General features: G+C 70.6%; 11 protein-coding genes. 5 read left to right on the top strand and 6 right to left on the bottom strand.

Annotated elements, in window-relative coordinates:
• Positions 1-13: 13 nt before the first annotated feature.
• Positions 14-880 (bottom strand): dioxygenase family protein, encoded by an 867-nt coding sequence (locus AC07OX_RS26600; RefSeq protein WP_495260369.1) that lies wholly within the window; start codon positions 878-880, stop codon positions 14-16.
• Between the two features lie 130 nt (positions 881-1,010).
• Between AC07OX_RS26600 and AC07OX_RS26595 the strand changes: the two genes are divergently transcribed.
• The 3 genes from AC07OX_RS26595 to AC07OX_RS26585 all read left to right on the top strand — a co-directional run bounded on the left by AC07OX_RS26595 (position 1,011) and on the right by AC07OX_RS26585 (position 4,685).
• Positions 1,011-2,042: a LacI family DNA-binding transcriptional regulator gene (locus AC07OX_RS26595; protein ID WP_159275952.1), complete on the top strand. Its 1,032-nt coding sequence runs from the start codon at positions 1,011-1,013 to the stop codon at positions 2,040-2,042.
• Between the two features lie 96 nt (positions 2,043-2,138).
• A complete protein-coding gene (locus AC07OX_RS26590) occupies positions 2,139-2,699 on the top strand; it encodes a thermonuclease family protein (protein WP_495260368.1) in 561 nt (186 codons plus the stop codon).
• Positions 2,700-2,759: 60 nt separating this feature from the next.
• The gene (locus AC07OX_RS26585; RefSeq protein ID WP_495260367.1) at positions 2,760-4,685 is read left to right on the top strand and encodes a PhoX family protein; all 1,926 of its coding nucleotides are present in this window, start codon (positions 2,760-2,762) and stop codon (positions 4,683-4,685) included.
• Positions 4,686-4,724: 39 nt separating this feature from the next.
• Here the strand turns inward: AC07OX_RS26585 and AC07OX_RS26580 are convergent, their stop codons facing one another.
• The gene (locus tag AC07OX_RS26580) at positions 4,725-4,976 is read right to left on the bottom strand and encodes a hypothetical protein (protein ID WP_070062528.1); all 252 of its coding nucleotides are present in this window, start codon (positions 4,974-4,976) and stop codon (positions 4,725-4,727) included.
• Positions 4,977-4,995: 19 nt separating this feature from the next.
• Positions 4,996-6,342 carry an NAD(P)/FAD-dependent oxidoreductase gene (locus AC07OX_RS26575; RefSeq protein WP_495260366.1) on the bottom strand — a complete coding sequence of 449 codons (1,347 nt, stop codon included), beginning with the start codon at positions 6,340-6,342 and terminating at the stop codon, positions 4,996-4,998.
• A gap of 149 nt (positions 6,343-6,491) precedes the next feature.
• Here AC07OX_RS26575 and egtB point away from each other — a divergent pair, with 149 nt between their 5' ends.
• Positions 6,492-7,757: an ergothioneine biosynthesis protein EgtB gene (egtB, locus tag AC07OX_RS26570; RefSeq protein WP_495260365.1), complete on the top strand. Its 1,266-nt coding sequence runs from the start codon at positions 6,492-6,494 to the stop codon at positions 7,755-7,757.
• A 26-nt stretch (positions 7,758-7,783) separates the two neighbouring features.
• Complete coding sequence (egtD, locus tag AC07OX_RS26565) at positions 7,784-8,782, top strand: L-histidine N(alpha)-methyltransferase (protein WP_495260364.1); 999 nt, start codon at positions 7,784-7,786, stop codon at positions 8,780-8,782.
• Between the two features lie 3 nt (positions 8,783-8,785).
• On the opposite strand, the gene AC07OX_RS26560 is transcribed toward egtD, so the two are convergent.
• The 3 genes from AC07OX_RS26560 to gabT are packed head-to-tail and all read right to left on the bottom strand — an operon-like array spanning position 8,786 to position 11,927.
• Positions 8,786-9,166 (bottom strand): GFA family protein, encoded by a 381-nt coding sequence (locus AC07OX_RS26560; protein WP_495260363.1) that lies wholly within the window; start codon positions 9,164-9,166, stop codon positions 8,786-8,788.
• 13 nt (positions 9,167-9,179) lie between these two features.
• Complete coding sequence (locus AC07OX_RS26555; protein ID WP_495260362.1) at positions 9,180-10,643, bottom strand: NAD-dependent succinate-semialdehyde dehydrogenase; 1,464 nt, start codon at positions 10,641-10,643, stop codon at positions 9,180-9,182.
• 12 nt (positions 10,644-10,655) lie between these two features.
• A complete protein-coding gene (gabT, locus tag AC07OX_RS26550; RefSeq protein ID WP_495260361.1) occupies positions 10,656-11,927 on the bottom strand; it encodes a 4-aminobutyrate--2-oxoglutarate transaminase in 1,272 nt (423 codons plus the stop codon).
• Between the last annotated feature and the right edge of the window lie 2 nt (positions 11,928-11,929).

Below are 11,929 nucleotides of genomic sequence, written 5' to 3'. Positions count from 1 at the left end.
GGAAGTTGCGGAATCAGGGGATCGGTGGGCGGGGGAACTTCATCTCGCCGGGTTCGAGCTGGAAGTCGTACTGCAGCGTGGCGCTGCGGCCGTCGGGCGCGAGCGCGAAGCGGCCGATGAGTTGCCGCGTCACGCCGAAGGTCGGGTCGCTCTCCAGGTTCTCGTCGTCGTCGGCGAACACCTGCGTGACCAGCACCTTGTGGCCCGGCTTGCTCAGCATGAAGTGCAGGTGCGCGGGCCGGTTCGGGTGGCGCTGCTGCGCGCGCAGCAGCACGCCGCACGGCCCGTCGGTGGGCACCGGGTAGCCGGCGGGGCGCACGCTGCGGAAATGAAAGCGGCCTTGCGCGTCGGTGGTGAAGCACCCGCGCAGGTTCATGTCGTCCTGTTCCGGGTCCTGGTTCTCGTAGAGCCCGACCGGCGAGGCTTGCCACACGTCGACCGTGACGCCGGCCATCGGCTTCCCGCTCACATCGCGCACCGTGCCCGTCACCGCCAGCGGCGTGCCCGGCGTGCCCGAGCGCGCAATGCTCTCGCCCGCCGCGCAGGCCGGCGAGTTGGCGCGCCAGAAGGGGCCCAGCAAGGCGGCCGGCGATTCGCCGTGCGGGTCCTGGTTGTTCTGCAGCGCCACCACCGTGGACACGCCCAGGATGTCGGCCGCCAGCACCACCTCGTTCTTGGTCTCGCCCGTGGCATGGCCGATGGCGACGATGAATTCGAGCGCCTGCTCGAACTCTTCCTCGGTCAGCTTCACCTCCTGGACGAAGGCATGCAGGTGGCGCGTGAGCGCGTCCATCACGGTGCGCAGGCGCGGATCGGGGGTGCGTTGCATGGCGTCGAGCGCAAAGCCGAGCACCGAATCGGGGGAGGTGGCGATGTTCATCTGCAATCCTTGCAATCGTTTGCATTATCTTAAGGCAGATTCCGGAAAAGTAAAATGGTGGGTATCCGAGATGCCAGAATGGGAATTCGCCAACCATGGCGCACCGGATGACCAACAATCGTTTGCATCAATGAGCACCCATCCCCCCTCCAGCCCCGTCACCATCCGCGACGTCGCCCGTGCCGCCGGGGTGCATGTGTCGACCGTGTCGCGCGCGCTCAGCCCCGAGAAGCGCTCGCTGATCAGCGACGAGGTGCTGCGCGTGGTCGAGGAGGCCGCGCAGCGCCTGGGCTACCGGCCCAACCGCGCGGCCTCGGCGCTGCGCACGGGCCGCACCCACACCATCGGCGTGCTGGTGCCCGACATCACCAACGCGGTGTTCCCGCCGATCCTGCAGGGCATCGAGGCCAGCGCGGCCGCGCGCGGCTACTTCGTGTTCGTCACCAACGTGGTCGATCCGGCGCTCGCACGGCCGGTGCTCGAGCGCATGCTGGCGCAGCGCGTGGACGGCGTGATCCTGGCCACCGCCACGCGCGACGACCCGCTGGTCGACTTCGTCGCCAAGGCCGGCATGACCGCAGTGCTGGTCAACCGCGCCGACGAGACCGGCCGCCTGCCCGCCGTGGTGAGCGATGACCGGCTGGCGATGAAGCTCGCGGTCGATCACCTCGTGGGCCTGGGCCACAAGCGCATCGCGCACCTCGCGGGGCCGCAGACCATCCCCACCGGCGTGGGCCGCCTGCTGGGCGTGGAGCAGGCGCTGCGCGACCACCGCATGAAGCCGGCGCGCATCGTCGAGTGCGCGAGCTACAGCCGCGAGGCGGGCGCGGCCGCGATGAAGCAGATGCTCGCGGCCGGCGCCGCGCCGCAGGCCGTGGTGTGTTGCAACGACCTCGTGGCGCTGGGCGCCTACGACGCACTGCGCGAGGCCGGCCTGCGCGTGCCGAAAGACATCTCCATCACCGGCCACAACGACATGCCGCTGGTCGACATGGTCGATCCGCCGCTCACCACCATCCGGCTGCCGCACCGCGAACTCGGCTGGCGCGCGGCCGAGATGCTGTTCGAGGAGATCGACGGGCAGGCGCTCTCGGCCTCCACCGTGGTGCTGCGCCCGGAGCTGGTGGTGCGCAAGTCGACGGGCGCGCCGGCCGCGCGCTGAGCGAAGACGAAAACAAATGCATCCGCAGGGCGGAGCGCGCACTTCGCGCCGAGAATCGTCGGCCATTCCCGGCCCCGTGTTCCGCTTCCTTCTTGCATGCGCTTTCGTCCCGTCTTCCTGCTTCTTTCCCTCCCGCTGCTGACCCACGCCGCGTCGCCGCGCACCTGCCTCGTCGTCGGCGTGAGCGACGGCGACACGCTCACCGCGCGCTGCGGCCGCAGCGGTGCCTATGAACAGGTCAAGGTGCGCATTGCCGCCATCGACGCACCCGAGAAAGCGCAGCCCTACGGCCAGCGCAGCCGCCAGGCGCTGAGCCGCCTGTGCTACGCCGAGAAGGCCGTCATCACCGAACGCGACACCGACCGCTACGGCCGCACTGTGGCCGACGTGCGCTGCAACGGCGAAGACGCCGGCCGCCGCCTGGTGGCCGAAGGCTGGGCCTGGGTGTACGACTACCACGGCATCGCGAAAAAGCGCGGCGGCGACCTGTTCCGCCTCGAGGCCGCGGCGCGTGCGCAGCACCTGGGCCTGTGGGCCGACACCGCGCCGACGCCGCCCTGGGACTGGCGCCGCGAACGCCGGGAGCAGCCACGCGGCAACAACAACCACGGCGGCTCGCAGCCCTGGGGCGACGTGCGCTTCGAACCCCTGTCATGACGGCTTCATGGGCGCGCGGGAGCATCGCAGGCTCCCACGATTCCCACGGACCCCCAGGACATGGCCAAAGACTTCGCGCGCATGGAGGACTCGAACCCCTCCGGCAACCCCACCATCCACGACGTGTCCGATCCGCAGCGGCGGGTCTTCGTGCGCGGCGGCCTGGCGGCGGCCGTGGCGGGCCTGTTCGGGCCGCTGGCCGGCTGTGCCAGCACGGGCAGCGGCAGTAGCAGCAGCGCCGTGAGCGGCCTGGGCCGCGCCATCGGTTTCAAGAGCGTGCCCATGGCGGCGGTCGACCAGGTCGTCGTGCCCGAGGGCTACCGCACGCAGGTGCTGTACCGCTGGGGCGACCCCACGGGCATCGCGGGCCGCATGCCCGCCTTCAAGACCGACGCTTCCGACACCGCCGGCGACCAGGCGCTGCAGGCCGGCATGCACCACGACGGCATGGCCTTCTTCCCGCTCGATGGATCGAACCGCGGCCTGCTGGTGCTGAACCACGAGTACGTGGACGACGGCCTGCTGCACACCGACGGCATGAAGACCTGGAGCGCCGCGAAGGTGCGCAAGTCGATGCACGCGCACGGCGTGTCGGTGATCGAGCTGCAGCGCGACGGCGCGGCCTGGCAGCAGGTGCTGCCTTCGCGTTTCGCGCGCCGCATCACCGCGCTCACGCCGATGACGCCCACCGGCCCCGCGGCCGGCCACCCGATGCTGCGCACCGCGGGCGACCCCTCGGGCACGCAGGTGCTCGGCACCTTCAACAACTGCGCCAACGGCCAGACGCCGTGGGGCACCTACCTGACCTGCGAGGAAAACTTCGCCGACTACTTCGAGGGCACCGCCACGCCCGACGCGCACCAGAAGCGCTGGGGCCTCAAGAAGGGCAACGGCGCCAAGTACCGCTGGCACGAGCACGAAGAGCGCTTCGACGTGGCCAAGCACCCGAACGAATCGAACCGCTACGGCTGGGTGGTCGAGATCGATCCGCAAGACCCGACTTCCACGCCGCGCAAGCGCACCGCACTGGGCCGCGCCGCGCACGAAGGCGCCGCCGTGGCGCTCACCGACGACGGCCGCGCCGTGGTCTACATGGGCGAAGACTCGCGCTTCGAGTACATCTACAAGTTCGTGAGCCGCGACAAGGTGCGCCCCGGCGGCGCCGCCGCCAACCGCGACCTGCTCGACCACGGCACGCTCTACGTGGGCCGCTTCGACGTCGACGGCACGGGCGAATGGCTGCCGCTGGTGCAGGGCAAGAACGGGCTGGTGGCCGACAAGGGCTTCGCCACGCAGGGCGACGTGCTCATCAAGTCGCGCCAGGCCAGCGACATCCTCGGCGCCACCAAGATGGACCGCCCCGAGTGGACCACCGTCGATCCGCTGACGAAGGAGGTCTACTGCACGCTCACCAACAACAGCAACCGCGGCGCCCCGGGCCAGCCCTTCATGGACGCGGCCAACCCGCGTTCGAACAACACGATGGGCCAGATCATCCGCTGGAAGGAAAGCGGCGACCTCGACGCCACGAAGTTCGCGTGGAACCACCTGGTTCTCGCGGGCGACCCGAAGCAGACGCGCTACGAGGCGCAGGGCAACGTCAAGGGCGACGCCTTCGGCAGCCCCGACGGCCTGATGGTCGATGCGCGCGGCGTGCTGTGGATCCAGACCGACGTGTCGACCTCCACGCTCGGCAAGGGCGACTACACGAACCTGCCCAACAACCAGATGCTGGCCTGCGACCCGACCAAGGGCGAGATCCGCCGCTTTCTGCTCGGCCCGGCCGGCTGCGAGATCACCGGCCTCACGGCCACGCCCGACCTGCGCACGCTGTTCATCAACATCCAGCACCCGGGCGAGCCGGCCAACGAGCGCAGCGACCCCGAGCGCCCGCTCGCGGTGTCGAAGTGGCCCGACGGCGCAGGCCGGCCGCGCTCGGCGACCGTGGTCATCACGAAGATCGACGGCGGGGTGATCGGTACCTGACGCGGCCAGGGGGCGCCTCGCGGGGGCGCCCTCGGGGCTTCAGCAGTGGCCCGAGTACCAGCAGCGCATCTCGGGCATGAGCAGGCCCCAGACGAAGCTGATCGCGCACACGACCAGCATCAGCAGCGCGAACATGCGCAGGCCTTCGGCGCCCCAGCGTGGCGCGAAGATGCTCACGAGAAAGCCCGAGAGGAATGTGCCTTCGAGCCAGGCCGCGCCGCCCCAGCGCAGGATCCAGAGCCAGAACAGCGCATCGAGCGCATGAAAGACGACCCACCAGAGTAACGTCATCGCGCGGCGTGGGGCGTGCCTACGACTCGCTGCGGCCCTGCACGTCGGCCACCACGCGCGCGTTGCGCTGGAAGCTCCAGTAGGCGCTGGCCCAGTCCCACATCACGACGACGCGGTTGCGGAAACCGATGAGGAAGTACGCGTGCGCGAACAGCCAGAACAGCCACGCGGGCCGGCCGCTGAAGCGCAGCGGGCCGAAGGGCGTGCCCAGGTCGACGACGGCCGAGTTGCGCCCGATGGTGGCCAGGTTGCCGTAGTCGGCGTAGCGGAACGGCACCGTGGGCTGGCCCGCCAGGCGGCGCAGGATGTTCGCCGCCGCCGCGCGGCCCGCCTGCTTGGCGCCGGGCGACACGCCGGGCACCGGCTTGGGCGGTTTGCCGGGCGCGTGGCTCATGGCGGCGGCCAGGTCGCCCACCACGCTGATCTCGGGGTGGCCCGCCAGGCTCAGGTCGGGCTCGACCTTGATGCGGCCCGCGCGGTCGCACTCGACGCCCGTGGCGCTGCCGAGCAGCCGGCCCAGCGGCGAGGCCGCGACACCGGCCGCCCACACCACGCAGCTGCTGGGAATGCGGTAGCTCTGCAGCGGCGTGCCGTCGGGGCCGCCGCCGGTCTGCACTTCGAGGCCGGCGTTGTCGATGGCGGTGACGCGCGCGTTCAGCCGCACTTCCACGCCGAGCCGTTCCAGTTGTTCGAGCGCCTTCTGGCTCAGGCTTTCGGGCATGGCCTGCAGCACGCGCGGGCCGCCCTCGACCAGCAGCACCTGCGCGCTGCCGGGGTCGATGCGGCGGAACTCGCCCGCGAGCGTGTGCTTGGCGATCTCGGCCAGCGTGCCGGCCATCTCGACGCCGGTCGGCCCGGCGCCGATCACCACGAAGGTGAGCAGCGCGCGGCGGCGCTCGGGGTCGGCGGTGGTCTCGGCCGTCTCGAAGGACATCAGCACGCGGCGGCGGATCTCGAAGGCATCGGCCAGCGTCTTCAGGCCCGGCGCGGCGGGCGCCCACTCGTCGTGCCCGAAATAGCTGTGCGTGGCACCGGCCGCCACGATCAGGTGGTCGTAGGCCACCTGGCTGCCATCGGCCAGCTGCACCGTGCGCGCGGCCGGGTCGATGCCCGTCACCTCGGCCAGCAGCGTGGTCACGTTGGCCTGCTTGCGGAACAGGGCGCGCACCGGCGCCGCGATCGACGGCGCCGCGAGCCCGGCGGTCGCCACCTGGTACAGCAGGGGCTGGAACAGGTGGTGGTTGGTCTTGTCGATCACCGTCACATCGACGTCGGCCCGCTGCAGCTTGCGCGCTGCCTCGAGTCCGCCGAAACCGCAGCCGATGATGACAACGTGGGGCCTGGCCGAAGGAGAGGGGGTTTGCATCGCCCGGATCATACGCAGCGGGCCGAGGCGTTCCGGGGCCGCTTGCGCGCAGGACGGGCTCCCGCGGCGGCGCGGCGGCGGCGTCTTGTCCTACGTGCTTTTGTCGCCGGTATGGGCTAAAACTTCTGGCTCACCCGACTGGAGACACCATGACGTTTTCCCGGCCGATCGCCCCCGTGGCGAGCGCCTTGCGCGAGCAATTCCGCACGGTGCGCGCCGCCAGCGTGGCGCTGTCCGCGCCGCTGTCCGCCGAGGACCAGTGCATCCAGTCGATGCCCGACGCCAGTCCGACCAAGTGGCACCTGGCGCACACGACGTGGTTCTTCGAGACCGTGCTGCTGCAGCCGCATGCGGCGGGGTACCGACCCTTCGATGCGCGTTTTCATTACCTCTTCAACTCCTACTACGAAGCGCTTGGCCCGCGCCACCCGCGGCCGCAGCGCGGGCTGCTCACGCGGCCCTCGCTCGACGAAGTGCACGCCTACCGCCGCCATGTCGACGAGGCGGTGCTCGCGCTGCTGGCGGCGCCGGAGGCGCTCGACTGGGCGGCCATCGAGGCCATCGTCGCGCTCGGGCTGAACCACGAGCAGCAGCACCAGGAGCTGCTGCTCACCGACATCCTGCATGCGCTGTCGTGCAACCCGCTGCTGCCGGCGTACAAGCCCGCGAGCGGCCCCGCGCGGCGCCTGGCCGCCGTGCCGGCCGAGGTGCGCTGGCTGGAACAGCCGGGCGGCACGGTCGAGGTCGGGCATGCGGGCGAAGGCTTTTGCTTCGACAACGAGACGCCGCGCCACACCGCCTTGCTGCGCCCCTACGCCATCGCCGACCGGCTGGTGAACTGCGGCGACTACGCGCAGTTCATCGCCGACGGCGGCTACCGCCGGCCCGAGCTGTGGCTGTCCGACGGCTGGGCCACGGTGCAGGCGCAGGGTTGGCGCCACCCGGCCTACTGGCTCGAAGCCGACGACCCGCGCATCGCCACGCTCGGCGCGGGCGGCGGTCCTGCCGCGCCCGCCGGCTGGCAGGTGTTCGGCTTGCACGGCGTGCGGCCGATGGAGGCCGACGCACCCGTGTCCCAGCTGAGCTTCTACGAGGCCGCCGCGTATGCCGAATGGGCCGGCGCGCGGCTGCCCACCGAATTCGAATGGGAGGCCGCCTTCGACGCGCCCGGCATCGCGCAGATGAGCGGCCATGTCTGGCAATGGACGCGCTCCTCGTACGACCCGTACCCGGGCTTTCGTCCGCTGCCCGGCATCGCGGCCGAATACAACGGCAAGTTCATGGTGGGCCAGCTGGTGCTGCGCGGCGGCAGCGTGGCCACGCCGGCCGGCCACACGCGGCCAAGCTACCGCAATTTCTTTCCGCCGGCGGCACGCTGGCAGTTCTCGGGGCTGCGGCTCGCGAAAGACCTTTGACCGACACCTCGATGGAGCCGAGCACCATGCGCAATCCGACCGCCCCGTTCGCCCTCGCCAGCCACCTGCAGCGACAGGAAGCAGCGACCCCGCCCGACACCGCCCCGTGGTCCGAGTTCGGCCGCGCCATGCAGGCCGGCCTGGCGCGCACGCCGCGCCACATCTCGCCCAAGTTCTTCTACGACGTGGCCGGCTCGCAGCTGTTCGACCGCATCTGCGAGTTGCCCGAGTACTACCCCACGCGCACCGAGCTGGGCATCCTGGGGGCCTGCGCTGGCGAGATCGCCGCGCAGATCGGGCCGAACGCCGAGATCGTCGAGTTCGGCGCGGGCTCGCTCACCAAGGTGCGGCTGCTGCTCGACGCGCTCGAATCACCCAAGCGCTACCTGCCGATCGACATCTCGGGCGAGCACCTCGAAGCCGCGGCGGCGCGCCTGAAGGCCGACTACCCGGCGCTCGCGGTGCAGCCCATTGCGGCCGACTACACCATGCCGCTCGTGCTGCCCGCGCCCCTGGCCGGGGCGGGCCGGCGCGTGGGCTTCTTCCCCGGCTCGACCATCGGCAACTTCGAGCCCGACGAGGCGCTGGCGTTCCTGCAGCTCGCGGCGCGCATGCTGCGCGGCGGCGGCCTGCTCATCGGCGTCGACCTGGTGAAAGACCCCGGCCGGCTGCACGCGGCCTACAACGACGCGCAGGGCGTGACGGCGGCGTTCAACCTCAACCTGCTGCGGCGCGCGAACGCGGAGCTGTCGGCCGACTTCGACCTCGACGGCTTCTCGCATGCGGCCTTCTACAACGCGCCGATGCGCCGCATCGAGATGCACCTCGTGAGCCGGCGCGCGCAGAGCGTGCAGCTGCGCGGCGAGCGCTTCTCGTTCGAGGAAGGCGAGACCCTGCACACCGAGTACTCGCACAAGTTCACCGTCGAGGGCCTGCAGGCCCTGGCGGTGCGCGCGGGCTTCCGCGTCGGGGCGGTGTGGACCGACCCCGAGCGGCTGTTCAGCGTGCACTGGCTCCTAAGCTGAGCCTCAGGACAGGTCCGCGCCGTTCACGAGCCGGACCGGCACGCTGGCCAGGTCCACGCCTTCAAGACAGCGCGCATTGATGGCCCATCCCGTGAACGGCAGCTTGCCTTCGGCTGCCTCCTGCGCGGTCGGCGCGCTGGGAATCCGGAACGGCATGATTCCGCAGGTGGGGCAGAAGTAGTCGCGTGCGGTCCGTGAGTGCCACTGATAGACCGTGAGGTCTTCCAGCGGCGTGAGCAGGCGAAGCGCCGATGCGGGCACGCGGTGAATCAGCGCGCCGCGGCGCCGGCACACGGAGCAGTTGCAGCTGCGGACATGGTCGAGGTCGGTGTCGACTTCGAAGCGGCACGCGCCGCAGTGGCAGGCGCCTTGATACGTTGTCACGGGCAGCGCGTTCCTAGCTGTCCAGCCCCGCCAGGCACACGTACTTCACTTCGAGGAAGTCGTCGAGCCCGTACTTCGAGCCTTCGCGCCCCAGCCCCGATTGCTTGACGCCGCCGAACGGCGCCTCGGCCGTCGACACCAGCCCGGTGTTCACGCCCACGATGCCCGATTCAAGTGCCTCGGCCACGCGCATGATGCGGCCGATGTCGCGGCTGTAGAAGTACGCGGCCAGGCCGAACTCGGTGTCGTTGGCCGCGGCGATGGCTTCGGCCTCGGTGTCGAACGCGAAGATCGGCGCCAGCGGGCCGAAGGTTTCCTCGCGCGCGAACAGCATGTCGGGCGTGGCGCCGCCGATCACGGTCGGTTCGTAGAACAGGCCCCCCAGCGCGTGGCGCTTGCCGCCCGCGAGCACGGTGCCGCCCTTGGCGACGGCGTCGGCCACGTGTTCCTCGATCTTCTCGACCGCCTTGGCGTCGATCAACGGACCCTGGTTCACGCCGGCCTCGGTGCCGTTGCCGACCTTCAGCGCGTTGACCTTGGCCACCAGCTTCTGCGTGAAGGCCTCGAGCACGCCGCGCTGCACGTAGAGGCGGTTCGCGCACACGCAGGTCTGGCCGGTGTTGCGGTACTTGGAGACCATCGCGCCTTCGGCGGCGGCATCCACATCGGCATCGTCGAACACGATGAAGGGCGCGTTGCCGCCGAGTTCGAGCGACAGCTTCTTGATCGTGTCGGCCGACTGCTTCATGAGCGTGCGGCCCACCTCGGTCGAGCCGGTGAAGGTGAGCTTGCGCACGATGGGGCTGCGCGTCATCTCGCCGCCGATCTGGCTGGCCGAGCCGGTGAGCACCGACAGCAGGCCCTTGGGCACGCCCGCGCGTTCGGCCAGCACGGCAAAGGCCAGCGCCGAGAACGGCGTCTGCGTGGCCGGCTTCACGACCATGGCGCAACCGGCTGCGAGCGCGGGCCCGGCCTTGCGCGTGAGCATGGCGGTGGGGAAGTTCCAGGGCGTGATGGCGGCGGTGACGCCCACGGGCTGCTTGAGCGCCAGGATGCGGCGGTCGGCCTGCGGCGCGGGAATGGTGTCGCCGTACACGCGGCGCGCTTCCTCGGCGAACCACTCGATGAACGAGGCGGCGTAGGCGATCTCGCCGCGGCTCTCGGCCAGGGGCTTGCCCTGCTCGGTGGTCATGATCAGCGCGAGGTCGTCCACGTTCGCGAGCATCAGGTCGTTGAGCTTGCGCAGGATGGCCGAGCGTTCCTTGGCGGGCACCTTGGCCCAGGCCTTCTGCGCCTTTTCGGCGGCGGCGATGGCGCGCACGGTTTCCTCGGTGCCGCACATGGGCACGGTGCCGATGTGCTCGCCGGTGGCGGGGTTGGTGACGGCGACGGTGGTGCCGTTGTCGGCATTCACCCAGGCGCCGGCGATGCAGGCCTGCTGGCGCAGCAGGGTCGGGTCTTGGAGTTTCAGTGGCATGGGTGGTTTGTCTCAGGCTTGCAATGCAGCGGCGAGGATGTCGAGGCCTTCGCCGAGCACCGCGTCTTCGATGGTCAGGGGGAACAGGAAGCGGACCACATTGGCGTGCACGCCGCAAGTCAGCAGCAGCAAACCCGCGTCGCGCGCTCGGGTTTGCACCTGCTTCGTGAACTCGGGGTCGGGCGCGCCGTCGGCGCCGGCGAACTCGACCGCCACCATCGCGCCCAGGCCGCGCACGTCCGCGATCTGCGGCACCTTCGCGCGCAGCCCTTCGAGGCGCGCCTTGAGCCGGTCGCCCAGTATTTGCGCGCGCTCGCACAGCCGTTCGTCCTCGATCACGTCGAGCACCGCATGCGCCGCCGCGATGGCCAGCGCGTTCGCGGCGTAGGTGCCGCCGAGGCCGCCGGGCGCGGGCGCGTCCATGATCTCGGCGCGACCGCACACGGCCGACAGCGGCGTGCCGCCGGCCAGGCTCTTGGCCATCGTCATGAGGTCGGGCACCACGTCGTGATGGTCCATGGCGAACCACTTGCCGGTGCGCGCGAAGCCGGTCTGGATCTCGTCGGCGATCAGCAGGATGCCGTGGCGGTCGCAGATCTCGCGCAGCGCGCGCATGAAGGCCGGCGGTGCGGCGTAGAAACCGCCTTCGCCCTGCACGGGCTCGAGGATGATGGCTGCCACCTGCTCGGGCTCGATGTCGGCCTTGAACAGCTTGTCGATGGCGCGCAGCGAATCGTCCACCGACACGCCGTGCAGCGCGATCGGCGCGGGCACGTGGAAGATGCTGCCGGGAAAGGGCCCGAAGCCGGTCTTGTACGGCACCACCTTGCCCGTGAGTGCCATGCCCATGAAGGTGCGGCCATGAAAGCCGCCGCCCAGCGCGATCACGCCGGGCCGGCGCGTGGCGGCGCGCGCGATCTTGATGGCGTTCTCGACCGCCTCGGCGCCCGTCGTGAAGAAGGCGGTCTTCTTGGCGTGCGTGCCGGGCGTGAGGCGGTTCAGGCGCTCGGCCAGCGACACCACGCTTTCGTACGGCACCACCTGGTAGGCCGTGTGGGTGAAGCGCTCGAGCTGCGAGCGAATGGCCTCCACCACGCGCGGGTGCCGGTGGCCGGTGTTGAGCACCGCGATGCCCGAGCCGAAGTCGATGTAGCGCCGGCCTTCGACGTCCCACAGCTCGGCGTTGAGCGCGCGCTCTGCGTAGATGGGAAAGCCGATGCCGACGCCGCGCGGCGTGGCGGCGATGCGGCGCGCGTCGATGGCGGCGTTGGTCTTGGTTGTCATGA

It is taken from the genome of Variovorax sp. GW821-FHT09D07, assembly GCF_059416345.1.
Note: the sequence above shows the minus strand (reverse complement) of the source record. Positions and strands in the feature narration are given on the sequence as shown.